Below are 21,924 nucleotides of genomic sequence, written 5' to 3'. Positions count from 1 at the left end.
AGAAGCGGGCGGTGCTGTCGCTTCGTCTGGCACACGAGATCGGAGGCCTCGACGAGGCGAAGGGGGCGGCGGCGTTGCGGAACTGGACAGACGCAACGCCCGCCCGTTCGCACTCGCCGAAGGGCTGCGGATCGAAGTCCGGCTTGCGGCCCAGGAACCGACGGACTGGCTGGCGCGCAAGTCTTCCGCTTCCGCGACGCGGTCTCCCGTGGGACCGCCGGTTGCCTTCCCCCGGTGAATCTGGTGGCATGCCACGGGGGAAGGCCGCATCCGGGGGCGCGTCTTGCAGGTTCTGTTGACGCTTCTACGGCGCTCCTATCTGGCGGTCGCCGAGTTGGCGTGGAGCGCGCTGGCCGTCATGGCGCTCGCCCACGCGCTGGTTTCCTGGATGCTGCTGGCGCTGGCGGGCGAGGGGAAGCTGACAGGCGACGCCGTCGACTTTCTCTACTACTATCTCGTATCGGCCACCACCACGGGCTACGGGGATCTGGCGCCCGTCACGCGGGCTGGACGGCTGGTCGGCGTCCTCTTCGTTCTGCCGGGCGGCATCGCGCTCTTCACGGCGGTGCTCGGCAAGATGCTGACGGGCGTCGGCCATCTCTGGAGGCAGCGCATGATGGGACTGAACGACTACGGCGACCGGCAGGGCCACTTCGTGGTTCTCGGCTGGCACGAGGACATCACGCCTCGGCTGATCGAGATGCTCGCCAGCGAGCGGGCCGGCGGCACGCCGCCGACCGTCCTCGTCGCCAAGGCGCTGGAGCGCAACCCCCTTCCCGAGATGACCGACTTCATACGCGTGGACCGGCTTGCGGACCCCGAGGCCCTTCGGCGCAGCGGCGCCAGCCGCGCCCGCGCTCTGGTGGTGCGCGGGCAGAACGACGACGAGACGCTGGCGGCCGCACTTGTCGCGTCGCAAGGCGTCGAAACTCCCCATATCGTCGCTTATTTCGAGGATGTTCGCACGGCCGCCATGCTGCGGCGCCAGGAGCCGCGCATCGAGGCCATCGCATCGCTCTCGTCCGAACTCATCGTGCGGGCCGCCCACGATCCGGGAGCCTCGCTCGTGGCCTCGCTTCTCTTCTCGCCCGCCCGGCGCGACACGGTCTTCTCCATGCGCGTGCCCGCCCATGTCGCGCCGATGCGATACGGCCAGGTGCTGATGGGCCTCAAGCGCGACCAGAGGGTGACGCTCGTCGGGCTGGCCGCCGGCGACGCGGTGGACCTCAACTGCGACGAGGCCGCCTTGGTCGAGCCGGGCCTCGTCCTCTACTACATCGCCGACCACCGACTCGATCCCGCGTCGGTGCGCTGGGATCGGATGGCGACGGCGGGCAGCTGATCTGCGGCCCGCCCGAGGCCGGTATCGTCAGGACTTCGGCTCGTAGCCGATCGCCGGGTTGCCGGTGCCGCCTGGAAGCGACTTGGGCGCGTCGCCGCGCGCGATCTCGGCGAAGATGTCGTCGGACGACGAGCGGTTGCCGCCGATGCCCGCTTCCAAAAGCTGGCGGTCGAGATCGGCGCCCGACTGGAGCGCCTGGAGTTCCGCGCCCGCCTCGAGGCGGCCCGCGACCGCCTCCTGCCGCCGCTTGACGCGCTCCAGGGACTCCATCGCGCTCCCCAGGCGCGAGTTGACGCCCGCGTGGCTGGAGGCGATCGCCGACTGCGCCTTGAGCAGCGACTCGTTGGCCTTCACGCTCTCCACCTCGCGACGCATCGTCTGGATGCGCGTCTCGGTGTCCTGGACGGCGCGCAGCATCTGCGCCTGCGATCCCTGCAGTCGCTGCAACTCCGCCTCGTCGCGAGCCAGGTCGGCACGGTTGCGCGACATGCGGTCGGCGAGCTGGCGCGCCAGATCCTCGCGTCCCGCCGCCATCGCGGCCCGGGCGGAGGCGAGATCCTTCTCGTCCTTGAGGCGCGCCTCGTCGACGCGGCGCCCGAGCGACTTGGCGGTCGCCATGATGCCGGCGAGATCGCCGCGTGCTTGGCGCAGCGCGCCTTCCGCGTCGCGAATCTCCTGGTCGAGGATCCGCAGCGCCTGACCGTCGGCGGCGGATTCGGCCGCCTCGTTGATGCCGCCCCGCACGGCCGAGAACAGCTTGCCCCAAACGCTCATGCCGCGATCTCCCCGTTCTGCCAGTCCTGGATCAGGACGGCTGCATCGTGCGCGTTGGCGACCAGAACCGCCACCTCCTCGATCACGACCTCGGCTGCGGACCGGGCGGAGAGCGATCCGAACAGTTCATACCATTCCTCGCCGTTCACCACGGTCAGCCCGAAGGTCGAGAGGGGCACGAGCTTGTGGGTGCGCAGGCAGAGGCGGTCGAAGGCCTCGCGGCGCGAAACCGCCGCCGCGGCCACGAGAAGGACGCTCACCAGGATGTGATCGCCGCCCGCCACCACGAACACGTCGAGGTTGCCCTTCTCCTTGATGGTGACGCGCAGGACGTCCCCCTCGATGGAGACGTCGACGTCGCCCAGCGCGGGCGGATCGGCGGCGAAGAGTTCGGTGAGGGATGCCAGGTTCCAGTCGGCCAAGGATCGGTGTTCCCTATTGCGAGCCGCGGCTCTTCCGTTCGATGCGCCGAATGTCATAAGGGTTGTGCGGGACGACACAAGGCGGGAACCGATGATCGGACGCATCTTCGGCTGGGGGGCGGGGAGCGAGTCCCCGCGCGCGCAGGCGCCCGAGCGCGGACCACTTGGCGTTGCGCTCGGCGGCGGGATCGACGTCGACACGCTGAGCCTCCAGGCGACGCTGGCGGGGCACGAGACGTCCGTGCCGGTGCCGGCGGGCGGCATGATGATCGTCGCGGCCTATGGCGAGGCGCGGCTCGGCGGCGATGCGCATCTGGCGCGCTACTACGGCGACGACGACACGATCCTCCAGGTGATGACCCCCTCGGGCCGGCCCGGGGAGGATATCCTGGACGTCAGCCTGTATCGGCCCTGGGACAGCGTGGTGCCCGCAGGGGCGGCGGAGTGGAGCCGCTGGCGCGGGCCGCAGGGGCGGATTGGCCAGCCGCGGTTCGATGCCGACGGCACGCTCTTCGAGCGCTTCTGGGGCGATGGACCGGGCCAGGCCGACCTTGTCGAGTTCGTGGAGGACATCGACGACGCGAACGGGCGGCGTGCGATCCACCAGTCCTGCATGCTCTACGCCCGTCCCTTGGGCGAGGGCCGCGAGATGCTGCTTCTCAACATCGAGCGCGACCTGGCGGCGCGCGCGGCCTCGGAAGGGGCCTCGATCGAGTTCCTGATCGGCTACGGGCTCCTGCCCGCCGACATCCGCCGCCTTTGATCCGAACCTTTCTCGCCACGCCCCGGAGACCCGTATCCACGATGTTCGGCTATGTCGCAGGCCTGCCGGCCTTTCTCGCCTACTTCGCCACCGGCCTTGCGGCGCTCGGCCTGTTCTCCTGGCTCTACTCGTCGCTGACGCCCCAGCACGAGCTGACGCTGATCCGCTTCGGCAATACGGCGGCGGTGGTGGCCTTCCTCGGCGCGCTGGTCGGCTTCTCGCTGCCGCTGGCCTCGGCCGCCGCCAACTCCGTGTCGCTGGCGGATTTCGTGATCTGGGCGGTGATCGGCGCGGTGGTGCAGGCGGTGGCCTTCGGCGCGGCCTGCCTGACCCTGCGCGGCCTGCCCCGGCGCATCACGGCGGGCGAGATCTCGGCCGGGCTCTGGTCGGCCGGCCTGTCGCTCAGCGTCGGCATGTTGAACGCCGCCTGCATGACCTACTGAGGGACGGGCCGCCATGACCAAGCGCTTTACCGGACGCCGTCCCCCGCTTCTCGCCCTCGGCACCATCGCGGCGGGCGGCCTCGTGCTCACGGCCTGCGGCGACCAGGCCGAGGAGAAGCTCTTCTCCTCGGTCGACGAGTGCGTGAAATGGGGCGTCGAGCAGAGCGTCTGCCAGGGCGAGTACCAGTCCGCGCTCAGCCAGCACCTGCGCGACGCGCCGCGCTTCGACGGCATGGCGGCCTGCGAGGCCGAATACGGCGCGGGGCGCTGCATGACGCAGCCGCGCACCGATGGATCGGGGGCGGGCAACTTCTTCATCCCCTTCATGACGGGCTATCTTGTTTCGTCGGCGGTCTCCAACCTGTCGAGTTCCGGATACGGAACCTACGTCAACTCCGGATCCTATCGCCGCTCGACCCCCGTCTTTACGAACCGCTCGGGCATGCTCTACCGCTCCGATCCCCCGCAGATCGGCGAGGCGCCGCGCCCGCGTCCCGCCAACGTCAACACGCGCACGGTCTCGCGCAGCGGCTTCGGCGGCCTCTCGTCGGGCCGCATGAGCTTCGGCGGCTGACGCCGCGTGGAACGCGTGTCGATCGCGCCCCGGGACCGATGGCAGGACAAGGCCGAGGCGCTGGGCTTCGGCTTTCACGAGATGTACGGCGAGCCCTATTGGCTGGACGACGCCTACTATCGCTTCACGATGCGCGAGATCGAGGACGAGGTCGAGGCGCCCACCGAGGAGTTGCACGCGCTCTGCCTTGCGCTCGTGGACGAGGTCGTCGCATCCGAGGCGCTGCTGACGCGCCTTGCCATTCCCCCCGCGCAGTTCGACACCGTGCGGGACGCCTGGCGCGGGTCGCGGCGCCACCTCTACGGCCGCTTCGATCTCGCCTATGACGGGACGGGGCCCGCCAAGCTCCTGGAATACAACGCCGACACGCCGACCGCCGTCTTCGAGACCGGATACTTCCAGTACGGTTGGCTGACCGACCAGATCGCGCTCGGGCGCCTGCCGCGCGGCGCCGACCAGTTCAACCTCCTGCAGGAAAGCCTGGTCGAGGCCTTCGCCGCCTTTCCCGCGGATCGGATCTTCCACTTCGCGGCGGTGCTCGACAACGAGGAGGACCGGGGCACGGCGACCTATCTCATGGACTGCGCGGTGCAGGCCGGGCACCCGACGCGTCTGATCGACGTCGCAAGCATCGGCGTCGATGCACAGGGTCGGTTCACCGATCCCCATGAGCAGGTGATCGACCGCTGCTTCAAGCTCTATCCGTGGGAGGACATGATGCGCGAGCCCTTCGCCGCGTTCCTGCCGCGCTCGGGAACCGAATGGGTGGAGCCGGCCTGGAAGGCGATCCTGTCCAACAAGGGCATGCTGCCGCTCCTGTGGGAGCGCCATCCCGGCCACCCCAACCTCTTGCCCGCCTTCTTCGAGGACGATCCGCGCGCGGCCGAACTGGCAGACCACGTGCGCAAGCCCTTCCATTCGCGCGAGGGCGAGAACGTCGCGATCGTCGAGGCGGGGGAGACCCGCGAGGTCAGCGAGGGCGCTTACGGCGACGGTCCCGCCGTGGTGCAGGGACTGACCCCGCTCTTCCGATCGAGGGACGAAGGGGGTGGCGAGCAGTATGCGGTGCTGGGTTCCTGGGTGGTCGGCGACCGCGCCTGCGGCCTTGGCATGCGCGAAGACCGCTCGCGCATCACCCGCAACCTGTCGCGCTTCGTGCCGCACGCGATCGTGGACTGACCGCGTCGGGCAAACTGATGCCGGCAACCCCGAGCGGATAGACCGCCCGACATGCCAGGAGCGGACGAGGCGCCCGGCTTCGGATCATCCCAGCCCATGACAGGGCGCCTAGGTGGGGTTGGTGGGCCGACTGTCCGCTTCCTGGTCGGAAGGTGGTAGATGCGGACGCTACGATACGTTTGATGGGGATATGAGGTTTGGCACGAGGCCTGCCTTTGGTTGGGTTCCTTACCCTAGCTTCCGTCGCAGCCGTCGCTACAGTGGCGGGAGTGATAATAGTCAGGGTGGGCTGGTTCGACGATGAACCCCACTTCGACTGGTCGGGTGACCAGACGTCTACCTGCTACCAGGATCACGCCCAGCGGTATCCTACGCTGTCCATCGCCTTTTCGGACGGTGGTCGGCACGCGGTTCTCCGCTTCCCGAACCGCGACGTCAGAACGACCTTCCAGCGTGGCGGTCTTGCGGGTGACGTCTATCGAGGCGACGACATTCAACTGACCCTGGATCCGGAGGCCTATGTGACCGGCTACGGTGATCAAGGGATCGGTCCCTGTCAGCACGACTGAAGGCGTCCGAGATGATGGGTTTGGCGCCGTCTGCTTTGGGGATAACGAAGGGCGAGCCTCACCGTCTTAGAAGGGTCGATAGCGGATGGACCGCTTCGAAGCGTTCGCTTCCGCGACGTTGAGCGGCTATCTCGGGTGTTGAGCTGACAGTCGGCTTTCGGGAAAGGGCACGGAAATACGGACATTCTGGGTGAATGAGAAGTCACGGTTGACAGTTGTAATCGTCCACACTGCCCAAGGTGTCCGCATCCCCCGCGCTGAGAACCGCCAACACCTTGATGACGCGACCGCAGCCCGTATCAAAATCGAACGTCACGTAGCGGGTCGTATCTGGCTCGAACGTCATCGACGGACCCTTGATGCGGACATTTCTGATTTGCTCGGGAAGGCTCTCGATCCGTGCGAATTGCGGAAAACCGCGGACGCGCTGCTTTAGCAACGGCTCGAGTCGCGGGCGGACATCCGCCTCAGTATTCAATGGACGAGAGGGCAGGTTGGCTTGCCAGAAAGCCGCGATGGCTGCGATGGGCAGGAACGCAAGCAAGGTGCGGCTCGAAAGTTGGAACAGGGTTCTCCCGACTGAGCTGCTCTTGCGATGTCGGAAGCTCAATAGTGCGACGAGGGCCGCAGCGATGGCGATCCATGCCGAATGAACAGTGACCATCGCCTGCCACGTCACATTGCCAAGGTCTCGGTGGTCGGTCCACGCGATAGCGATCGCAATGCTCGCGAGCACCAAAGCCAACAGTCCGGCCATGAGGAGGACGGCCAGAAGGAGGAGCCCGAGAATCCTCGTCGCAAGTGTGGTGTAGGCCTTCGTGGAGAGGTTCTGGGTCAATGCTTCTAACCCGCGCATCGAGCGATCCAGCGGGATCGTCGCCCGCCATTGGGTACTCCAAACAGCATTGCCCAATGACCTACAAGGGTCGCAAAGCGGATGGACGGCTTTCGAGCGTCCGCTTCCCAGAAGCCTATCCGCTCGAACGGTTGGAAAGGCGACAGTCCGCTATGAGGTTGATTGCGCTGAAAGAAGCCGTTCCGGTAGGATGGGGTCATGTCAGCAGATGACCCGGTCGCAGGCGGTACAACGGCCTCGACCTCTTCGTCGGAGCTGGGCCATCCACCGAACGATGCGCGGCAGCGATCGATGATGTGTTGGGCGTTGGGTATGCCCAGTTCGTCCAAGGTGAGGACCTCGACGCGCTGGTAGCAGCAGTCGAGCGGGCAACGGTCGGCTGGGTCGTTTGTCATCGATCCAACCACCCTGGCTACCCGTATCGGTTCGACGTCAACATGCTTGACGGCTCCTCAACCATCAAGGTCGTGCCGGAGATCGTTCGACGGCTTGGCGTTGCCATCGTCGTCCCGGACGACGGAACCGCCGATCCCTATGCGGGTCTACGCTTCGGTCCTGACGGGACGGCTCGGCCGTTCTCGCTTCTTGCGTTCGATTATTGAAGACCCGGGGAGTGCTTGCTGGCGATCTTGCTCCCGTGAATGCCTACGCTTTGGGCCGATAGCAGATGGAGCACTCCTAGACGTCCGCGTCCCTGATGCAGATCGGCTGGACCGGATGGGAAGCCGACGATCGCCTTCGAGCCGGGCAGCCAACGTAGCTGCCCTTCCGGCCACGTCGCTGACCGCGCTTCGGCAAATGGCGGTATCCGACCGATAATCAAACCATGAACAAAGTCGTCAGGTACCGCCTTTGCGTCACTGCGGCCGTCTCCGTCCTCGGCGCCGCAATTCTGTTGGTGCTGGCGTGGTCCCGGGCCGATCCGGCGGACGAAGCGCCCAAGCCCATCCACATCGCCATCGGCATGACAGTTCGCGATTTCGTCGCCCAGAACGGCCTGTCGATCGGGGAGCGTGAGCCCCACGGCTTCGCGATCAACGCCGATCGGATCGTCGACTGGATGCCGATCCTCGTCGACGACCCCTGGATCGAACTCACCGCATCGGATGGCGAGCAGAGCTTCACGTTTCCACCGGGACGGACGCTGCACGTGTCCCAGACCGCGGGACGGATCCAGGGCCTTGCCTTCCGGTCCTTCGCCATTCCCAAGCCGTTGGAGGAACTCGTCGCCTATGTCGATACGCTGCGGGGCCAACTGCAAGCAGGGGGTTGGAAGCGAAGGTTCTCTGGAGACACGGCACGCACGACGGCTGACTTCGATGGGAACGGAATGGTGCTGTTCGGCCAGTATCTGTCGCAGAGCGGGTCGGTACTCCAGATGACCATCCAGGACTACGGTCTGGCACCGCGCAGCGAAAGCTGGATCATCGATCCGTCCGCGCAGCCGCGCGAGGAAACGCGAACGTACCTCCTCCAGATCACGCTCGATCAGACGGACCCGCCCGGCTACGACGAGTTGATCTACCCGCGGCGCATCTTCGTGAACGGCGACAAGGAGATCGAGCTGCCTCTGCGCGTCTGGGTCGACGATCCAGACTGGTCGCCGGCGGCCGCTGGCATGGTACCCGTGCCGCTCGAGCGGCGTCGGCATTACGACTGGAGCAAATGGGAGATGCCGGAGCGTTAGGGGAGGGCCTTGCCTCGCATGGGCTTGGCGGCCTCACCATGGACTGGCGTCGCCTGTGACACGCGTGTAGGTGCCGCTCCGCTCGAACGAGGGGCGGCCGATCGGCTTGAGCAAGCCTACGATGTCGCTGGGCACGTCCAGCCACTCGATGGCGCGTAGCTCGGTCGGGTCGAACTCCATGGTATCGATGTAAACGCGCGGCGGATGAAGGCCGAAGGGGACGTGCATGCGCTTGGGTTCGGCGACGTCGACGAACTTGACGACGACGTGGTCGGGCTGGGGATCGTAGCCCTTCGCGATCGCCTGGAAGAGCTTGCGCCACTTCGTGTCGGACAGGAGGCCGGTCGAGAACAGGCGGCGGGCCAGCCTGCCGTCGGTGCGGGGGTCGCGAAGGGTCATGCCGGGACTAGGACCGCTTTGGGGGCTGATGTCTGCCGCACGGAAGGCCCGCTCGCTCACGGGCTTTCGCTCTCCGGTCGCCGCGTAGCCCGCTCGGATGGTTTGCGGTCAGTCCGCTTCCGGAAAAGAAGGCGGCAGACGAGGCCCCTGCCGTCCGCATGTCTCACGGCGATCCGTGCCTTGCCTGGTCGCGCGGTCCAGCGGGATGGAGCCATCGGTAGGGCATTCCGTCTTCCTCGGTCAGGGTCGGACGGCGCAGGCCCGAGAAGAACGCGTCGATGCGGGGCCATACGGCGTCGAACGTCATCTTGCTCCCTGGCGGCCACCGTCCGCCGTTGAACAGGACGACCCTTGGCTCGCTCCACCCGTCGCTGTGATCCAGTCACAGGTACTCGTCCCAGCCTTGCTGCGCTGTACGGACGAGCCGCTCCGCTCCCGGGAGAAAGGTCCGCCACGAGCCGTCTACAACGCCGCCAGCTCCTTTGCCGGGCGCCCCGGCGCGTCCGGCCAGTCGACGGATCGGTCCTGCGAACCCGTCGAGCAGGAGGCGACGTCTCCGCTCGAGAAAGGGGCGATCACGCGCAGCCCGTCGTCGCTCATGTTGCCGGCCTGCGTGATCGAGCAACGCCCGTGCACGCCGCTCGGGGCCAGACCCGACGGGAAGCGAACCTGCCGGTATCCGGCCCGGTACAACTCGTGGACCCTGCACAGGAGCCGGATTGCGGACTGGTGGGCCGGGCCTGGATCCGGAGCGCGGGCGGTTGGTTCGAGCATGGCGGACGCGTCGTGAGAAAGGGTCCCGGACCCTTGGCGGACCGAACGCCCGTTACGCGGCGAGACCGGAAACGAGACCAGGGTCTCGATGCGGTCGGACGCGGAAGGGCCGCCCGCGAACACCTGGTCGCGCGACAGCGACCGCCGCGAAGGAAGGGTGCGCGGACTGTTGGCTTCCCGACCGGTTGGTGCGATGCGTTGCGGCTGGCGATCGGCGACAAGACGGACCACCACGGCGTGAACAATCGGGCAGACGCGATGCGTGACGGACCGGGCCTCGCACCCCGACCGGACCGAGTTTCGTTCCGGCGTCCGCTCGGTCATGCCGGCCTCGAGACGATGGCCGCCCACTACGTGCGCCAGACCTTCAAGCCGCATTCCCACGCCGAATATCTGATCGGCGTCATCACCGGCGGCGTGCATTCGGTGTGGTGCCGCGGCGAGCAGCATACCGTCCTGCCGGGAACCGTCATGTCGATGCGGCCCGGCGACGTCCACCATGGCAACGCGGCCGTTGAGGCCGGCTGGGTGCAGCGGATGTTCTATGTCGGCGAGAGCACGATGGCGGAGATCCTCGCGGATCGCCGGGACGCGCTGTCCGCCCCGCTTCCCGACTTCAAGCGGTGCGACCACCCGGTCGCCGGTCTCGCCGCGCAGCTCGGGCGCATCCACGACGAGATCCACGCCTCGCGGCTCGCGCTGTCGCGCGATGCGGCCTGGGTCGCCTTTGCGGACGTGGTGGCGTGTCTGGCGGGCGGCGGTCCCGCTGGCGGCACCCGCCGCGCCCGGCCCGACGCACGCGCCCGGACGCTCGTCGACTACCTTCATGCTCATGTCGGCGAGGACGTCAGCCTCGACACGCTCTCGTCGCTCGTCGGGCTTCGTCGCCGGCAGACGATCGACCTCGTTCGGCACGAGACGGGACTGCCCCCGCATGCCTACCACATCGGCCTCAAGGTCCGACTGGTCCAGGACCGCCTGCGCGAGGGACACGCGCCCGCCGCGGCCGCGCTGGAGGCGGGGTTCGCCGATCAGAGCCACATGGCGCGCCACTTCACGGCCATCGTCGGCGTGACGCCGGCGGCGTACGCCCGGGCCGACCGGGTCCGCACTTTCGTTCTATAACGCGGCGGCGGCGCCCTCTAGCAGATGGGCCGGAAGCCTGGACGCTCCGGTCCGGCACGAGGCAGGGCGCCACGCAGCATGTCCCATCTCTCCGGCATCCTGACGCGGCCGCGCGCGTCCTGGTCGACGCTCCCAGCCGACGCGGCCGTCCTTGCGGTCGCGGTGGTGTGGGGCGCGAGCTACCCCGTTACCAAGGGCGCGCTGGCCTTTGCGCCCGTGCTGGTTCTGATCTTCTACCGGTTCGTTGCCACGGCCTGCGTCATGGGGCTGGCGGCGCACCGGGAACTCGTGTCGGCCCCGACGGGCGACCTCCTGCGCGGCGCGGTGCTCGGGGCGATCCTGGCGGCGATCTTCGTTGCGGAAATCGCGGGCGTCGCGTTGACGAGCGCAACGAATGCGGCTCTCATCATCTCGCTCTGCACGCTTTTCACCCCGTTCCTCGACCATGGACTGTCGCGTCGTCTGCCGCCCGCGATCGTGGTCGTCGGCGCCGGGGTCGCCTGCATCGGCGTCGGGTTGCTGGTCGGCGGGGTGAGGGCCTGGACGCTCGGGGACGGGCTGGTCCTTCTGGCCGCCGGTCTTCGCGCCGTGATGGTCGTATCCACGAAGCGACTGATGTCGGCACGACCGTTCTCCTCGGTCGCGCTGACCGCCGTGCAATCGGCGACGGTCGCCGCGGCGGCGCTTCTGGCCCTTTCTCTGACGCAAGGTCTCGGCGCGCTGGTTGTGCGCGCCGGGGCGAGCTTCTGGATCAGCATCGCGTTCCTGTCGCTGTTCTGCACGGTCGCAGCGTTCTACGTCCAGAATGCCGCGGTCCGCCGCACGAGCCCGACACGGGTCGGCTTCCTGATGGGGACCGAGCCGTTGTTCGGCTTCGCGCTCGCGCACATCCTCCTGTCGGAGCCGGTGACCGGCGCGGCGATGCTTGGAGCCGTTCTGATCGTGGCGGGAACGTTCGCGGGGCTTCTCGCCGACCGCACGGGCGGTTGAGAGCCGACAGCCACCGGCGGCGGCGAGGTGCGACCGGTCCGGTTCGTCGGGTGGCGCCGCCGGCCGTTGGTGTGCGGCGGTCGGGGGCACGATCGGCGCGGCGTCGAACGTCGGCGGAGCCGCCTCAGCCCGGCACGACGGGCCACACGACGCTGATCAGCGGCACGCCCACGAACAGGACGATCAGAGACAAGGGCAGGCCGAGGCGCCAGTAGTCGCCGAAGCGGTAGCCGCCCGGCGCCATGACGATGGTGTTGCACTGGTGGCCGATCGGCGTGAGGAAGTCGCAGGCCGCCCCGATCGCCACCGCCATCAGGAACGGATCGGGCGACAGGCCGAGCCGGGTGGCGAGCGATCCCGCGATGGGCCCGAGCATCAGCACCGTCGCCGCGTTGTTGAGAAACGGCGTCACGGCCATGGCGAGGATCGTCACCACGAACAGCGAGGTCAGCGGCGAGAAGCCCTGGACGACCTGGCTGAGCCAGCCGGCGATGACGTCGGTGCCGCCGGTGGTCTGGATCGCCTCGGACAGCGGGATCAGCGCCGCCAGGAGCACGATCACCGAGGCCTCCACGGTCTCGTAGGCCTCGCGCATGCTCATGACGCGCAGCATCAGGAGAACCACGGCGGCCCCGAAGAAGGCGGCCACCGCGCTGATGACGCCGAAGGCCGTCAGCAGCATGGCGACCAGCAGCACGCCGAGCGGCAGGAACGATCGCCGGTTGCGCCCGAGCGCGATGGAGCGCTCGGCCAGCGGCAGGACGCGCAGGGCGGCGAGCGCCGGCGGTACGGTCTCGCTCGTGCCCTTGAGGACCAGGACGTCGCCCTCGCGCAGGCGCAGCGTCTGAAGCCGGCGCCGGATCGGCTCGCCGCCGCGGCTCACCGCCAGCACCGCGACGCCGTGCGTGGCGGGCAGGGCGAGATGGTCGATGCGCGAGCCGATCGCGGGCGACTGGGGCGTGACGACGCCTTCCACCACGCTCTCGGTCTCGACGTCGCCGCGCGGCGCGACGCCCTCGCCGGTGAGCGCAAGTCCGGCGCGCGCCACGGCCCGCTCGATGCCCTCCGGCTCGCCGCCCAGCAGCAGAGTGTCGCCCGCCCGCAGGACCATGTCGGGCGCGGCGTCCATGCGGCGGAAGCGCTCGCGGATCACGGTGCGCACCGCGATGTCGTTGTCGGCGGCCCGCTCGAGGTCGGCGACCGTGCGGCCCTCGAACGGCGAGCCGGCCGCCAGCTCGGCCTCCGCCGTGTAGGCGTCGAGCGCGAAGGCCTCGCCCGCGCCGCCCGCCGCGCGGCGCTTCGGGATGAGGTTCGAGGCGAGACTGAGGAACACGAAGCCCGTCACGGCGACGCCGAGGCCGACCGGCGCGTAGTCGAACATGCGGAACGGTTCGCCGGTCAGGTCCTGGCGGATCTTCGAGACGATGATGTTGGGCGAGGTACCGACCAGCGTGACGAGGCCGCCGATCAGCGAGCCGAAGGCCATGGGCATGAGAAGCTGCGAGATCGACGTGCCGTTCTTGCGCGAGACCTGGGCGGCCACCGGCATGAACATGGCGAGCGCGCCGACGTTCTTGGTGATCATGGACAGGAGCGTCACGGCGCCCACCAGCACCGTGACCTGGCGCTGCGCCGTCCGCATGAAGGGCATGACGGGACGCATGATGTCCTCCACCACGCCCGAGCGCGAGATCGCGGCCGATACGAGAAGAGCCGCCACGACGATCACGACGACGTCGTCGGAGAAGCCCGAGAACGCGCTCTTCACCGGCACGATGCCGAGCACCATGCCCGCCAGGAGGCCGAGAAGGGCCACCAGATCGTAGGGCAGGCGCCCCCAGGCGAAGCCCGCCACCGTCAGCCCGACGAGGCCGAAGGCGAACGCTTGATCGATGTTCATGCGGCGGGATCATCCTGGATGGGAGAGGCATCGAACGAAATCGCCCCCCGCCGCGTTATGGGCTCCGGTTGAAGCCGGCATGCGCAGCCGGGCGGGGAACGACATGACCAAGAATGGAGCCGGACCGCCGTCCGGCAATAAGCCCGCGTCCAAGGGCGACGCGGGATTGGGCCGCACGGCCTTCGTGGCCGGCCTGCTTCTGGTTCTGGCGATCGGTGCCTATGGCTGGACGCTCATGCAGGGGGCGGCGCGGGCCGACCGCATCGCCGGCGATACGGCGGTGATCAACGAGACCGAGCGGCTCGTGTCCCTCCTGTCGGGCCTCGAATCCTCGACGCGCGGCTACGTGCTGGTCGGCACGCCGGACTTTCTGGATCCGTTCAACCGCGGGCAGGCGGGGCTCGAGCCGCAGCTGACGCGTTTGAACGACGAGTGGAACCGCAGCACGCAGGCCGACCCCGTCTCGCTCGCCCGGCTGCGGGCGGCCGCCGAGGACTTCGTCCGCTTCGAGACCACGGTGGTCACGACCCGGACCGACCAGGGCTTCGAGCCCGCCGCCGCGATCATCCGCACCGGCGAGGGCAAGGCGCGCATGGATGCGATCCGCGCGGAGGCCGCCGCGGTCCAGCAGGCGGCCAAGACCCGCATCGGCGAGGCCGAGCGGATCGCCGGTCGCATCGACACGATCACCAACGTCGCCTTCATCGCCGCGATCCTCGCCGCCGCCGCGCTGGCCGTTCTGGCGTTCCGCCGTCATCTCGAGGGGCGGCGCGCGACCGATCTTCTCAGCGCCGTCCTGTCCAATTCGCCGGTGGCGATCGGCTTCGTCGACAAGGACCTGCGGATCGGGCGGCTGAACCCGGCCTTCGCGGAAGCCGGCAAGGGACATCTGGGCCGCGACGCCGAACCCGGCGACGGCGTGCTCGACATGTTTCCCGCCGACCGGGAGCGCCTGTCGCGCATGGTCGACGAGACGCTGCGCTGGGGGCGTGTCCACAACGGCGTCGAGCTCGGCGGGCAGGAGGACGACGGGACGGTCTACCTCGCCAGCCTCTACCCGCTGCGAACCGAGGGGCGCCGCCGCCACGGCATCGTCGGCGCCGGCATCGTCCTCGTCAACGCCACCAAGCGCATCCGGGCCGAGCGTCGCCTGGCTGAATCCGAGGGGCGCTTCCGCTCGCTCGTGGAGGCGACCGCCGCGATGGTCTGGTCGGCGCCGGCGTCCGGCGAGTTCAGCGGCGTGCAGCCGGGCTGGGCCGAGTTCACCGGGCAGAGCGAGGACGAGTACACGGGCCAGGGCTGGGTCGAGGCCGTTCATCCCGACGACCGCGAGGCGAGCGCGCGCGCCTGGCGCGAGGCGATCGCCGGCCGGACGATCTACCGCATCGACCACCGCGTGCGCCGGGCCGACGGCGAGTGGCGCGACATGCAGGCGCGCGCCGTTCCCATCCTCGACGCCAACGGCGACATCCGCGAGTGGATCGGCACGCATACCGACGTCACCGACCAGAAGCGCACCGCCGCGGCGCTCGGCGAGTCGAACCTCCAGTTCCGCACGGTGGCCGACAACATCCCGCAGCTCGCCTGGACCGCCGCGCCCAACGGCGAGATCTTCTGGTACAACCAGCGCTGGTTCGACTTCACCGGCACGACGCTCGACGAGATGCGCGGCTTCGGCTGGCGCAAGGTCCACCACCCCGACCATATCGACCGCGTGTCGAGCCTGTTCTCGGACAAGCTTGCCTCGGGCGAGCCCTGGGAGGACACGTTCCCCTTGCGCGGCGCGGACGGGACCTATCGCTGGTTCCTCAGCCAGGCCGTGCCGATCCGCGACGGCGAGGGCCGCATCCTTCGCTGGTTCGGCACCAACACGGACGTGACCGCGCAGCGCCTCATCGAGGAGGAGCTCTCGGCCGCCAAGGACGCGGCGGAGAACGCCAACCGCGCCAAGTCGCAGTTCATCGCCAACATGAGCCACGAGCTGCGCACGCCGCTTTCCGCCGTGATCGGCTATGCCGAGATGCTGGAGGAGGAGGTCGAGGATCTCGGCGAGGAGCATCTCCTGGCCGATCTCAAGAAGATCGAGCAGAATGCCCGCCATCTCCTCAGCCTCATCAACGACGTCCTTGACCTGTCCAAGATCGAGGCCGAGCGCATGGACGTCTATGCCGAGACGTTCGACCTCGCCACGGTTCTGTCCGAGGTGTCCTCGACGGTCGGCTCCTTGGTCGACAAGAAGCACAACCGCCTCGTCCTGAACGCCCGCGAGGGGCTCGGCATCGTCCATACCGATCAGGTCAAGCTGCGCCAGTGCCTGATCAACCTCCTGTCCAACGCCTCGAAGTTCACCGAGAACGGCACGATCACGCTGGCGGCCGAGCGCATCGTCGACGACGGTCGCGACTGGATCGTCTTCGAGGTGTCGGACACGGGCATCGGCATGAACCCCGAGCAGGTCGGGCGCCTGTTCGAGCGCTTCACGCAGGCCGACGCCTCGACCACGCGCAAGTTCGGCGGCACGGGTCTCGGGCTTGCGATCACCCGCGCCTTCTGCCGCATGCTGGGCGGCGACATCGGTGTGCGCTCCGAGGAGGGAGCCGGCACGACCTTCACGATCCGCATTCCCGCCCGCATCGATCCGGGCGAGGAGCCCGTGGCCGATGCCGGGCATGCGACGCCCGTCGCCGAGACCGGCGAGACCGCCGGCGTCGTTCTGGCGATCGACGACGACCCACACGCGCGCGAGCTGATCATCCGCTTCCTGTCGCGCGAGGGCTTCTCGGTGCGCGCGGCCTCCGACGGGCTGACGGGGCTCGACATGGCGCGCGTCATCCGGCCCGACGTGATCCTGCTCGACGTCACCATGCCCAAGATGGACGGCTGGACCGTGCTCACCGAGCTCAAGGCCGACCCCGATCTCGCCTCGATCCCCGTGGTGATGATCACGATCATCGACGAGCACAATCTCGGCTATGCGCTCGGCGCGGCGGACTATCTCTTGAAGCCCGTGGAGTGGAACAAGCTGAAGGCCGTGATGGATCGCTTCCGCACCGCCGACAACACGCTGGTGCTGGCGGTGGACGACGACGAGGACGCCCTGCAGCGCTCGGTCACGATGCTGGAGCGCGAGGGCCTGAGCGTGGTCACCGCCCGGAACGGGCGCGAGGCGCTGGAGAAGCTGGAGGAAGCGCGCCCGGGCCTGATCCTCCTCGACCTGATGATGCCCGTCATGGACGGCTTCGCCTTCCTGCAGGTCCTGCGCTCGCGTCCCGGCGGCGGGTCGATCCCGGTGATCGTCCTGTCGTCCAAGGACCTCACGGCCGACGAGGCGCGCCGCCTCCAGTCGCAGACCGATCAGGTTTTGGCGAAGGGTGATACGGATCTTCGGGAGCTTGCGGCCGAGATCCGCGTTATGATGAACGAGAAGACGTCGGACGCCTCCGGGGCGGCCGCGACACATCCTGTCCCCGATCTGGAGGCCGTGCCATGACCCGTATCCTTCTTGTCGAGGACCATGAGGAAATTTGGGACTTCCTGTCCCGTCGCCTGCAGCGTCGCGGCTACGAGGTGGTGCTCGCCCATGAAGGGCAGGACGGCGTCGACAAGGCGCGCGTGTCCTCGCCTGACATCATCCTCCTCGACATGAACCTGCCCGTCCTCGACGGGTGGACCGCCGCCAAGACGATCCGCGCCGATACCTCGATCCCGCGCATTCCCATCATCGCGCTCACCGCCCATGCCATGTCGGGCGACCGCGAGAAGACGTTGGCGGCGGGCTGCGACGACTACCACGCCAAGCCGGTCGACTTCTCACGCCTGCTCGGCCAGATCGAGGCGCTGCTGCCGCAAGGCGCGACGGCGGCCGCGCAGTAAGGGGCCGGCGCGCGCATGGCCCTGCGGTGGATCCGCTCGCTTTTTCCGCCCGAGGCGGGGCCGCAGGACGGGGAAGGGCTGAACCTCGCCGTCGCCGCGCCCGGCACCCTTGAGGCCGCAAACGCGAATGCGCACGAGCCGGGGGCGGCGCCTCCACCCGTGCGCCGCGACACGATCGAGGCGCACCTGGCGGTGAAGGTGCTGGCGGCTCATCTCGCCAACCGCTACCAGACCTCGTACCCGCTGACCCTCAATCTCGATCTCCTTTCGCCCGAGGAAGGCGAGGCGACGATGCGCCTCCTGGCGGATGCCGTCGCGGCGGAGGGAAGCCCGTCGCCCGAGCGGGTCGCACAGGTCTGCGAGCAGCTCGCGCGGCTCGGTGCCGCGGAGCCGCAGCTGGCGTTCGTACGCGCCGCGCTGGCCGATCCCGGGCCGCTCAACCCTCTGGTCGCGGCGGTGCGCAGCGTCGACAAGGGGCCGCACGTCTACGCGCTGGCCCTCCTGTGCGGTGTCGGGCGCGGCACGGCGGGCGCCGCCTATCTCGCGTTTCTGTCGCTGCGGCTCGGCCTGTCGCGCGAAACGGTGGGCAGTCTCAGCCGGCGCTTTCGCGGCTGAGCTCGCCCAGCGCCTGCCGCACCGTTCCCGACTCCAGAAGCAGAGGCCGCGACAGGTCGGCCAGCGTTACCCAGCCGACGACCCGACCCCCCTCGGCTGTGACCGCCAGCCGCCGCACGCGGTTGGCCGCCATGAGCTCGGTCGCGTCCTCGAGGCTGTCCTCGGGCCGGCAGGCGAGCACCGGCGCGCTCAGGATGTCGCGCGCCGTCACGCCCGCCGGGTCGAGCCCCTTGGCGACCACGCGATACAGGATGTCGCGATCCGTGACGACGCCCAGGATGTCGTCCTCGGTGCCCACGGGAACGGCGCCGACGTCGAGCTCGCCCATCATCACGGCCAGCGCCGCGGCCGTGTCGCCGGGGGCGGCGAACTCGACATAGCGGCTCATCACGGTCTCGATCTTCAAAGGGCTCGTCCTCGACTGTGGGAGATCGGCAACGGGTTCCGGCACCTTGCCGGGCGCGGGAACCAATCGGGTGCGCGCCGATTGTGCGCTAGCTAATCCCCAAGCGTCGAACGGGAAGACGTCCTTGAACATCCAGAACAAGTCCGGCGTCTTCACGCCGTACATCGCCCCCTCTTCGCGTGGCGGCACGCGCGTCGAGGCGGGCAACCCCAACCGGCGCGGCGCGAACTGGGACGGGCGGGGCGTGAACTTCGCGCTCTTCTCGGCCAACGCGACCAAGGTCGAGCTGTGCCTCTTCGATGAGCGCGGAGAGACCGAGCTCGAGCGCATCGTCCTGCCGGAATACACCAACGAGGTGTTCCACGGCTACCTGCCGGACGCCCGTCCCGGCACGGTCTACGGCTACCGCGTGCACGGCCCCTACGAGCCCGATGCCGGCCACCGCTTCAACCCCAACAAGCTGCTGCTCGACCCCTATGCCAAGCAGCATGTCGGCGAGGTGAAGTGGGACCACGCGCTGTTCGGCTACACGATCGGCCACGCGGACGGCGACCTGTCCTTCGACGAGCGCGACTCGGCCGCCTTCGTGCCGAAGTCGCAGATCGTCGATCCCGCCTTCACCTGGGGCGACGAGCGCCGGCCGAACGTGCCCTGGGAGCGCACGATCTTCTACGAGACCCACGTCAAGGGCTTCACGCAGCGCCACCCGACCGTGACGGACCGCGAGCGCGGCAAGTTCGCCGGCCTCGCGAACCACGACGTCGTGCGCTACATCAAGAGCCTGGGCGTCACCTCGGTCGAGCTCCTGCCGATCCACGCCTTCGTGGACGACAGCTACCTTGTCGAGAAGGGCCTGCGGAACTACTGGGGCTACAACACGCTCGGCTTCTTCGCGCCCGATCCGCGCTACATGTCCTCGCCCTTCGTCAACGAGTTCAAGGAACTCGTCTCGACCTTCCACCACGAGGGCCTCGAGGTCATCCTCGACGTCGTCTACAACCACACGGCCGAGGGCAACGAGAACGGGCCGATGCTGTCGTTCAAGGGCATCGACAACGCCTCGTACTACCGCCTGCTGCCCGACAACAAGCGCTACTACATCAACGACACGGGCACGGGTAACACCGTCAACACGTCGCATCCGCGCGTCATGCAGCTCGTCATGGACAGCCTGCGCTACTGGGCGGGCGAGATGCATGTCGACGGCTTCCGCTTCGACCTCGCCACCATCCTCGCCCGCGAGCCGACCGGCTTCTCGGAGGAGTCCTCGTTCCTCCATGCCTGCATGCAGGACCCGCTCCTCAGCCAGGTGAAACTGATCGCCGAGCCTTGGGACTGCGGTCCGGGCGGCTACCAGGTCGGCCGCTTCCCGCCGGGCTGGGCGGAGTGGAACGACGGCTACCGCGACACGGTGCGCGCCTACTGGCGCGGCGACGAGGGCAAGGTGCCCGCCGTCGCCGGCAAGATCTCGGCCTCGGCCGACCTCTTCGACAAGCGTGGCCGCCGTCCGTGGTCGAGCGTCAACTTCATCACCGCCCATGACGGTTTCACGCTGCACGACCTCGTCTGCTACAACGAGAAGCACAACGAGGCGAACGGCGAGGACAATCGCGACGGTCACTCGCACAACCTGTCCAACAACTACGGCGTGGAAGGGCCGACCGACGATCCGGCGATCGTCGACGTGCGCTTCCGCCAGCTGCGCAACTTCTTCACGACGCTGCTGTTCTCGCGCGGCACGCCGATGATCCTGGCGGGCGACGAGTTCGCCCGCACGCAAGGCGGCAACAACAACGCCTACGCGCAGGACAACGAGATCGGCTGGATCGACTGGGACGTCACCAAGGAGAGCGTCGACCTCGCCGAGTTCGTCCAGAAGCTGATCATGCTGCGTCAGGCGCTGCCGATGCTGCGCCGCGGCCGCTTCCTCCATGGATCGATGGACGAGGAGATCGGCGCCAAGGACGTCACCTGGATCTCGCCCTCGGGCAACGAGATGCAGGACGGCGAGTGGACGGACGCGGGCGCCCGCTGCTTCGGCGTCCTGCTCGACGGCCGCGCGCAGGACGAGGGCATCCGTCGTATCGGCTCGGACGCGACCATGCTCATGGTGCTCAACGCGCACTACGACGTGGTCAACTTCAAGCTGCCGCCCGCGCCCGGCGGCCTGCGCTGGCGCTGCATCATCGACACCAACCTGCCGGACCGCGAGAACCTCGAACCCTTCGAGTTCGGCACCGAGTACATGACCACGGGCCGCTCCTTCCTGATCTTCCTGATGGAGCCGGAAGAGGGCCATGCGACCTCGGAAGGCGCCAAGCTCGCCTTCCTCCATGTCGAGGAGGCGTTCAACCAGGCGGCCCACGACGCGGTGCACTTCGTCAAGAAGCCGGACTGAGTCCGGCCTCAGGCCGACATCCGCCAACGGCGCGCTCCCTTCCGGGGGCGCGCCTTTTTCGTTTCGGCGCCCGGCGGCCCGTGCCAGACTGCGCACGGGTTTTTCGGGAGGCCGCCATGCCGCGCATCACCCTCATCGCGCTCGACGCCGACGACACGCTCTGGGAAAACGAGACCGTCTTTCGCTGGACCGAGGCGCGCTTTGCCGAGCTCCTGGCGCCGCACGGCGAGGGCGAGGCCGTCCGGGCCCGGTTGTTCGAGACCGAGAAGCGCAACCTCGAGACCTTCGGCTTCGGCGTGAAGGGCTTCACGCTCTCGATGATCGAGACCGCGCTGGATCTGGGCGGCGACCAGCTGCCGATCTCGGTCGTGCGGGAGATCCTGGCGGAGGGGCACCGGATGCTGCGCCATCCGGTGGAGACGCTGCCGGGCGTGCGCGAGACGCTGCAGGAACTGGCTGCCACGCGTCGCCTGATGCTGGTCACCAAGGGCGACCTGTTCGATCAGGAGCGAAAGCTCGCGGCCTCGGGTCTTGGCGATCTCTTCTCGGCGGTGGAGATCGTCAGCGACAAGACCATCGACACCTACCGGCGGATCTTCGAGCGCCAGGGCGTGCGGCCGAAGGAAGCCGTCATGGTCGGCAACTCGATGCGCTCCGACATCCTGCCGGCGCTAGGGGCGGGGGCCTTCGCGGTCCACGTGCCCCATGCGATGACCTGGGACTACGAGCACGCCGAGGCGCCGCTCGAGAACCCGCGCTTCCACGGGATCGAGACGCTCGCCGAACTGCCCCTGCTGATCGGCGAGATCGAGGCGGACTAGACGCCCGCCCGGCG

General features: G+C 68.5%; 23 protein-coding genes. 15 read left to right on the top strand and 8 right to left on the bottom strand.

All coding sequences use genetic code 11. From position 1 onward, the window contains the following. The first annotated feature begins 283 nt into the window (after positions 1-283). Positions 284-1,342, top strand: coding sequence for a potassium channel family protein (locus BLQ76_RS18065; RefSeq protein WP_090676276.1), 1,059 nt, complete (start codon positions 284-286; stop codon positions 1,340-1,342). Positions 1,343-1,369: 27 nt separating this feature from the next. On the opposite strand, the gene BLQ76_RS18060 is transcribed toward BLQ76_RS18065, so the two are convergent. Both BLQ76_RS18060 and BLQ76_RS18055 read right to left on the bottom strand, forming a co-directional pair. Beyond that, positions 1,370-2,116, bottom strand: a complete 747-nt coding sequence (locus BLQ76_RS18060; protein ID WP_090676274.1) for a PspA/IM30 family protein — start codon at positions 2,114-2,116, stop codon at positions 1,370-1,372. Continuing rightward, positions 2,113-2,538 (bottom strand): DUF2170 family protein, encoded by a 426-nt coding sequence (locus BLQ76_RS18055; protein WP_244519712.1) that lies wholly within the window; start codon positions 2,536-2,538, stop codon positions 2,113-2,115. Before BLQ76_RS18055 ends, BLQ76_RS18060 begins: the two co-directional genes overlap by 4 nt. Positions 2,539-2,641: 103 nt before the next feature. Here BLQ76_RS18055 and BLQ76_RS18050 point away from each other — a divergent pair, with 103 nt between their 5' ends. From BLQ76_RS18050 to BLQ76_RS18030, 5 genes are all read left to right on the top strand, one after another. After that, on the top strand, positions 2,642-3,301 hold the full coding sequence (locus tag BLQ76_RS18050) for a DUF2491 family protein (RefSeq protein WP_425285177.1): 660 nt from the start codon (positions 2,642-2,644) through the stop codon (positions 3,299-3,301). 41 nt (positions 3,302-3,342) lie between these two features. Next, positions 3,343-3,744 (top strand): DUF350 domain-containing protein, encoded by a 402-nt coding sequence (locus BLQ76_RS18045; RefSeq protein ID WP_090676266.1) that lies wholly within the window; start codon positions 3,343-3,345, stop codon positions 3,742-3,744. Between the two features lie 13 nt (positions 3,745-3,757). Next, positions 3,758-4,318, top strand: a complete 561-nt coding sequence (locus BLQ76_RS18040) for a DUF1190 domain-containing protein (protein ID WP_090676263.1) — start codon at positions 3,758-3,760, stop codon at positions 4,316-4,318. 6 nt (positions 4,319-4,324) lie between these two features. Further along, positions 4,325-5,497, top strand: coding sequence for a glutathionylspermidine synthase family protein (locus BLQ76_RS18035; RefSeq protein ID WP_090676261.1), 1,173 nt, complete (start codon positions 4,325-4,327; stop codon positions 5,495-5,497). A 284-nt stretch (positions 5,498-5,781) separates the two neighbouring features. Next, entirely contained in the window at positions 5,782-6,066 is a 285-nt protein-coding gene (locus BLQ76_RS18030) for a hypothetical protein (protein ID WP_090676258.1), read from the top strand. 202 nt (positions 6,067-6,268) lie between these two features. Here BLQ76_RS18030 and BLQ76_RS18025 read toward each other — a convergent pair whose 3' ends face one another. Beyond that, positions 6,269-6,922 (bottom strand): hypothetical protein, encoded by a 654-nt coding sequence (locus tag BLQ76_RS18025; RefSeq protein ID WP_090676256.1) that lies wholly within the window; start codon positions 6,920-6,922, stop codon positions 6,269-6,271. A gap of 437 nt (positions 6,923-7,359) precedes the next feature. On the opposite strand from BLQ76_RS18025, the gene BLQ76_RS22225 reads away from it, so the two are divergent. Beyond that, a complete protein-coding gene (locus tag BLQ76_RS22225; protein WP_170842650.1) occupies positions 7,360-7,524 on the top strand; it encodes a hypothetical protein in 165 nt (54 codons plus the stop codon). 224 nt (positions 7,525-7,748) lie between these two features. Continuing rightward, a complete protein-coding gene (locus tag BLQ76_RS18020) occupies positions 7,749-8,609 on the top strand; it encodes a hypothetical protein (RefSeq protein WP_090676254.1) in 861 nt (286 codons plus the stop codon). Between the two features lie 33 nt (positions 8,610-8,642). On the opposite strand, the gene BLQ76_RS18015 is transcribed toward BLQ76_RS18020, so the two are convergent. From BLQ76_RS18015 to BLQ76_RS18010, 3 genes are all read right to left on the bottom strand, one after another. Then, positions 8,643-9,008 carry a hypothetical protein gene (locus BLQ76_RS18015; RefSeq protein WP_090676252.1) on the bottom strand — a complete coding sequence of 122 codons (366 nt, stop codon included), beginning with the start codon at positions 9,006-9,008 and terminating at the stop codon, positions 8,643-8,645. A 163-nt stretch (positions 9,009-9,171) separates the two neighbouring features. Then, complete coding sequence (locus BLQ76_RS22220) at positions 9,172-9,315, bottom strand: hypothetical protein (protein ID WP_170842649.1); 144 nt, start codon at positions 9,313-9,315, stop codon at positions 9,172-9,174. A gap of 155 nt (positions 9,316-9,470) precedes the next feature. Continuing rightward, positions 9,471-9,782, bottom strand: a complete 312-nt coding sequence (locus BLQ76_RS18010; RefSeq protein WP_090676251.1) for a hypothetical protein — start codon at positions 9,780-9,782, stop codon at positions 9,471-9,473. Between the two features lie 237 nt (positions 9,783-10,019). On the opposite strand from BLQ76_RS18010, the gene BLQ76_RS18005 reads away from it, so the two are divergent. Then, positions 10,020-10,907, top strand: a complete 888-nt coding sequence (locus tag BLQ76_RS18005; protein WP_244519711.1) for an AraC family transcriptional regulator — start codon at positions 10,020-10,022, stop codon at positions 10,905-10,907. 78 nt (positions 10,908-10,985) lie between these two features. Further along, positions 10,986-11,897, top strand: a complete 912-nt coding sequence (locus BLQ76_RS18000) for a DMT family transporter (protein ID WP_090676248.1) — start codon at positions 10,986-10,988, stop codon at positions 11,895-11,897. 124 nt (positions 11,898-12,021) lie between these two features. Here BLQ76_RS18000 and BLQ76_RS17995 read toward each other — a convergent pair whose 3' ends face one another. Next, positions 12,022-13,797: an SLC13 family permease gene (locus BLQ76_RS17995; RefSeq protein WP_090676246.1), complete on the bottom strand. Its 1,776-nt coding sequence runs from the start codon at positions 13,795-13,797 to the stop codon at positions 12,022-12,024. Positions 13,798-13,900: 103 nt separating this feature from the next. Between BLQ76_RS17995 and BLQ76_RS17990 the strand changes: the two genes are divergently transcribed. The 3 genes from BLQ76_RS17990 to BLQ76_RS17980 are packed head-to-tail and all read left to right on the top strand — an operon-like array spanning position 13,901 to position 18,285. After that, positions 13,901-17,287 (top strand): response regulator, encoded by a 3,387-nt coding sequence (locus BLQ76_RS17990; protein WP_170842648.1) that lies wholly within the window; start codon positions 13,901-13,903, stop codon positions 17,285-17,287. Then, on the top strand, positions 17,284-17,670 hold the full coding sequence (locus BLQ76_RS17985) for a response regulator (RefSeq protein ID WP_090676242.1): 387 nt from the start codon (positions 17,284-17,286) through the stop codon (positions 17,668-17,670). Before BLQ76_RS17990 ends, BLQ76_RS17985 begins: the two co-directional genes overlap by 4 nt. A 15-nt stretch (positions 17,671-17,685) precedes the next feature. Continuing rightward, positions 17,686-18,285, top strand: coding sequence for a DUF533 domain-containing protein (locus BLQ76_RS17980; protein WP_090676240.1), 600 nt, complete (start codon positions 17,686-17,688; stop codon positions 18,283-18,285). Here the strand turns inward: BLQ76_RS17980 and BLQ76_RS17975 are convergent. Then, positions 18,263-18,691 (bottom strand): CBS domain-containing protein, encoded by a 429-nt coding sequence (locus BLQ76_RS17975; protein WP_090676238.1) that lies wholly within the window; start codon positions 18,689-18,691, stop codon positions 18,263-18,265. The two genes, BLQ76_RS17980 and BLQ76_RS17975, sit on opposite strands and share 23 nt — an antisense overlap. A gap of 130 nt (positions 18,692-18,821) precedes the next feature. Here BLQ76_RS17975 and glgX point away from each other — a divergent pair, with 130 nt between their 5' ends. Both glgX and BLQ76_RS17965 read left to right on the top strand, forming a co-directional pair. Beyond that, entirely contained in the window at positions 18,822-21,089 is a 2,268-nt protein-coding gene (gene glgX / locus BLQ76_RS17970) for a glycogen debranching protein GlgX (RefSeq protein WP_090676303.1), read from the top strand. 116 nt (positions 21,090-21,205) lie between these two features. Next, positions 21,206-21,910: an HAD family hydrolase gene (locus BLQ76_RS17965; protein WP_090676235.1), complete on the top strand. Its 705-nt coding sequence runs from the start codon at positions 21,206-21,208 to the stop codon at positions 21,908-21,910. Positions 21,911-21,924: the final 14 nt, after the last annotated feature.

The organism is Aureimonas jatrophae, from assembly GCF_900104035.1.
GTDB classification, from domain to species: domain Bacteria; phylum Pseudomonadota; class Alphaproteobacteria; order Rhizobiales; family Rhizobiaceae; genus Aureimonas; species Aureimonas jatrophae.
The sequence above is the reverse complement of the archived record's forward strand: the minus strand, read 5'-3'. Positions and strand labels throughout refer to the sequence as shown.

Bases quoted from the DNA above. Each gene is read 5' to 3' on its own strand.
- BLQ76_RS18060 (WP_090676274.1), bottom strand. From the start codon at position 2,116: ATGAGCGTTTGGGGCAAGCTGTTCTCGGCCGTGCGGGGCGGCATCAAC.
- BLQ76_RS18045 (WP_090676266.1), top strand. From the start codon at position 3,343: ATGTTCGGCTATGTCGCAGGCCTGCCGGCCTTTCTCGCCTACTTCGCC.
- BLQ76_RS18040 (WP_090676263.1), top strand. From the start codon at position 3,758: ATGACCAAGCGCTTTACCGGACGCCGTCCCCCGCTTCTCGCCCTCGGC.
- BLQ76_RS18025 (WP_090676256.1), bottom strand. From the start codon at position 6,922: ATGCGCGGGTTAGAAGCATTGACCCAGAACCTCTCCACGAAGGCCTAC.
- BLQ76_RS22225 (WP_170842650.1), top strand. From the start codon at position 7,360: ATGCTTGACGGCTCCTCAACCATCAAGGTCGTGCCGGAGATCGTTCGA.
- BLQ76_RS18020 (WP_090676254.1), top strand. From the start codon at position 7,749: ATGAACAAAGTCGTCAGGTACCGCCTTTGCGTCACTGCGGCCGTCTCC.
- BLQ76_RS18015 (WP_090676252.1), bottom strand. From the start codon at position 9,008: ATGACCCTTCGCGACCCCCGCACCGACGGCAGGCTGGCCCGCCGCCTG.
- BLQ76_RS22220 (WP_170842649.1), bottom strand. From the start codon at position 9,315: ATGACGTTCGACGCCGTATGGCCCCGCATCGACGCGTTCTTCTCGGGC.
- BLQ76_RS18010 (WP_090676251.1), bottom strand. From the start codon at position 9,782: ATGCTCGAACCAACCGCCCGCGCTCCGGATCCAGGCCCGGCCCACCAG.
- BLQ76_RS18000 (WP_090676248.1), top strand. From the start codon at position 10,986: ATGTCCCATCTCTCCGGCATCCTGACGCGGCCGCGCGCGTCCTGGTCG.
- BLQ76_RS17995 (WP_090676246.1), bottom strand. From the start codon at position 13,797: ATGAACATCGATCAAGCGTTCGCCTTCGGCCTCGTCGGGCTGACGGTG.
- BLQ76_RS17990 (WP_170842648.1), top strand. From the start codon at position 13,901: ATGACCAAGAATGGAGCCGGACCGCCGTCCGGCAATAAGCCCGCGTCC.
- BLQ76_RS17985 (WP_090676242.1), top strand. From the start codon at position 17,284: ATGACCCGTATCCTTCTTGTCGAGGACCATGAGGAAATTTGGGACTTC.
- BLQ76_RS17980 (WP_090676240.1), top strand. From the start codon at position 17,686: ATGGCCCTGCGGTGGATCCGCTCGCTTTTTCCGCCCGAGGCGGGGCCG.
- BLQ76_RS17965 (WP_090676235.1), top strand. From the start codon at position 21,206: ATGCCGCGCATCACCCTCATCGCGCTCGACGCCGACGACACGCTCTGG.